At 74.2% G+C, this 2,821-nt stretch carries 3 protein-coding genes and 1 pseudogene; 3 read left to right on the top strand and 1 reads right to left on the bottom strand.

Annotated features, from left to right (window positions below):
- Window positions 1–723: alpha/beta fold hydrolase (locus PROKR_RS00285; RefSeq protein ID WP_036958733.1), on the bottom strand; the 723-nt coding region annotated here is incomplete at its 3' end.
- Between the two features lie 396 nt (window positions 724–1,119).
- On the opposite strand from PROKR_RS00285, the gene PROKR_RS00280 reads away from it, so the two are divergent.
- From PROKR_RS00280 to PROKR_RS33275, 3 genes and pseudogenes are all read left to right on the top strand, one after another.
- Entirely contained in the window at window positions 1,120–1,617 is a 498-nt protein-coding gene (locus PROKR_RS00280; protein ID WP_036958732.1) for a low molecular weight protein-tyrosine-phosphatase, read from the top strand.
- A gap of 58 nt (window positions 1,618–1,675) precedes the next feature.
- A complete protein-coding gene (locus PROKR_RS00275) occupies window positions 1,676–2,611 on the top strand; it encodes an NAD(P)H-binding protein (protein ID WP_036958731.1) in 936 nt (311 codons plus the stop codon).
- A pseudogene (locus PROKR_RS33275) lies at window positions 2,608–2,821 on the top strand (alpha/beta hydrolase); the annotation flags it as partial. The gene PROKR_RS00275 and the pseudogene PROKR_RS33275, both read left to right, overlap by 4 nt.

Below are 2,821 nucleotides of genomic sequence, written 5' to 3'. Positions count from 1 at the left end.
CGCCGCCAGGGACCGCGCAGCCGTCGCGGTCCCGGCGGCGCTCGCGGCGCCGTGGGCCACCACCACCTGTTGCTCGATGCAGTGCCAGCGCCCCATCAGGGCCCGCCGGCCCAGGGCGACCTCGGCGAGCACCCGGCCGTCGTACGCGATGGTCGGCGCGATCGACTCCAGGTCCGCCCACGACGGCGACGCCCGCATGCGCGGCAGCAGCCGGCACGGCATGCCCACCAGGTCGAGGAACAGCTCGACGGCGCTGCCCGGGTCGCCCGCCTCGACGCAGGCCTCCACCCCCGCGATCATCCGGGGGTCGGTGGGCGGCGCGCCGCCGGCGACGTCGTACGCCGGTTCGTAGCACAGGACGCCGGTGACGCGGGAGCCCAGGTCGGCCGCCGCGCGTAGCGCGAGAAACGCGCCCGTCGAGATGCCCAGCAGTGCTGCCGGGCCCGTGACCTCCAACAACGCGGCGATGTCGTCCACCTCGCGGTCCACGCCGTACGGCGGTGTGTCGCTGCTGCCGCCCCGGCCGCGCCGGTCGTACCGGAGCGTCGTCACCCGGTCGCCCAGCAGCGACGCCACCGCGAGCGTGACGGGCACCCGGTGCGCGAGCACGCCGTCGACCACCACGACCGCCGGGGCCAGGCCGCGGCCCGGCCCGGTGAGGTCGAACGCGATCCGTGTGCCGTCGGCGGACGTCGTGGAGGCGTCCACGGTGGTGATGGTCATGCAGGGCAGACGGGGCGTTCGGCCGAAACTCGTCGCTCGGCCGTGCACCCGGCCGCGGATTTCGCCGCGAGGAAAAAACCTGTGCACACGCAACGAGGCGGCGTAGGTTCGTTGGCACATGAGAAGGGAGGTGATCCGAGAAGTGATTTCACATCGGACCCATGAGGTGGTCGCGCGCTAGTCGCGTGACGCTGTAGGCGTTTCGCGCCAGCGGCGGACGGAGGGCTCAGCACGGGGCCTTCCGGACGCTCAGGCGCACGGGACACTGGTGGCGATTTCCTCGCGACCACCGGAGCCCGCGGGTGCCGTGCCCTCGTCCAGCACGGCTGACATTCGTCGCCCCGCGGGCTTTCCCCTGCCACCGGGGAGAATGAGCGCGTGACTGCATACCGCGTGATGACCGTCTGCACGGGGAACATCTGCCGCTCCCCCATGGCCGAGATCGTCCTCCGGGACCGCTTCGAGGCCGCGGGCCTGGGCGACACCGTGGTCGTCGACTCGACCGGCGTGAGCGACGAGGAGCACGGCAACCCGGTGGACCGGCGTGCCCGCTCCGTCCTCGCCGAGCGAGGCTACCCCACGGGCGACGGCCACCGGGCTCGTCAGGTGACGCGGGACGACGTCGGCTCGCGGGACCTGGTGCTCGCCATGACGACGCGCCACGCGCAGGCGCTGCGGAACCTCGCCGGCCGCGCCCAGGCCGACCCGGACATCCGGATGTACCGGTCGTTCGACCCCGCCGCCGACGGCCTTCCGGAGCACCGGTTGGACATCGCCGACCCCTGGTACGGCGGGCCCGAGGACTTCGAGGAGTGCCTCGCCGAGATCGAGGCGGCGGCGGACGGCGTGGTCGAGTTCGTCCGGACGGAGCTCGGCGTCTCCTCGGACGCCTGAGGCACGTTTCACCCAGTCCCACCCGGCCCGTCGACGATCCGCCGTCTACGGTGTGGGAATGACGCCCGCCTCGCCGGACCGGCTGGTCGTGCTCACCGGGGCCGACGGCCGCCTGGGTTCCAGGCTCGCCTTCCGTGTCGCCGCGGCAGGCGGCCGGCAGCGCCTGCTCATCTCCGGCAGGGGCGCCGCCCCGCGCCTGCCCGACGGCACTCCGCTGCCTGAGTCCGAGGTCGCCGTGATCCCGGCCGAGGCCGATGCCAGGGCCATGAGCAGCGCCTTCGCCGGAGCTGACGCCGTCTTTCTCGTGCCGGGCCGGGAGCGGCCCGGCCGGCTCGCCCGGCACCGAGCGGCGATCGACGCCGCCGTCCTCGCCGGGGTGCGGCACGTCGTCTACGTCTCGTCGATCGGGGCGGCGCCGGACGCGATCGCGTCGGGCGCGCGCGACGACTGGCTCACCGAGGAGTACCTGCGGGGCACCGATCTGGCCTGGACCATGCTGCGCACCAGCATGTTCCACCGCACGCCGACCCTGGCGGTGCACGACGAGTCGTCCGGCGCCGGGCAGCAGGCGCTGCTCCGCGCGCCTGCCGGGCAGGGCGCGGTCGCCACCGTGTCCCACGACGACGTGGCGGACGTCGCCACCGCCGTCCTGCTCGACGAGGACTCGCGCCGGCACGCGGGCCGGACCTACTTCCTGACCGGCCCCGACGCCCTGACGTTCGACGACATCGCGGCCACGCTGTCCACCGCCGTCGGCCGCACGATCCGGTACGTGCCGCAGACGGTCGAGCAGGCGCGTGCCCAGTTCTACCGGTCGACCGCCACCGAGGTGGAGGACTGGATCACGCTGTGCCAGGCGATCGAGGCGGGCGTGCTCGCGCAGGTGAGCCCCGACGTCGGGCACCTGGCCGGGCGGAGGGCCCGCTCGCTCGAGGTCTGGCTCGACGACTATCCGGCGGAGTGGGCCCACCTCCGGTTACCGTCGGTCAGATGACGAGCCTCTCCCCCGGTCTGGACGACGAACCGGCGCAGGAGCCGGCCTGGGAGCCCGACGTGCTGCCGGGCTTCGAGCGCCTGACGCTGCCGCTCGAGCCCGACGAGGAGGAGGCCGAGGTGGTGGCGACGCTCGTGCGCCGGGCCCGTGTCGACCCCGCCGAGGACGGCGCCGCCGACAAGCCCGGCGGGATCCGGCGCAACGGGGCGG

Origin of the sequence: Promicromonospora kroppenstedtii DSM 19349, assembly GCF_000515355.1 — a bacterium.
GTDB classification, from domain to species: Bacteria; Actinomycetota; Actinomycetes; order Actinomycetales; family Cellulomonadaceae; genus Promicromonospora; species Promicromonospora kroppenstedtii.
Note: the sequence above shows the minus strand (reverse complement) of the source record. Positions and strands in the feature narration are given on the sequence as shown.

Bases quoted from the DNA above. Each gene is read 5' to 3' on its own strand.
- PROKR_RS00275 (WP_036958731.1), top strand. From the start codon at position 1,676: ATGACGCCCGCCTCGCCGGACCGGCTGGTCGTGCTCACCGGGGCCGAC.
- PROKR_RS00280 (WP_036958732.1), top strand. From the start codon at position 1,120: ATGACCGTCTGCACGGGGAACATCTGCCGCTCCCCCATGGCCGAGATC.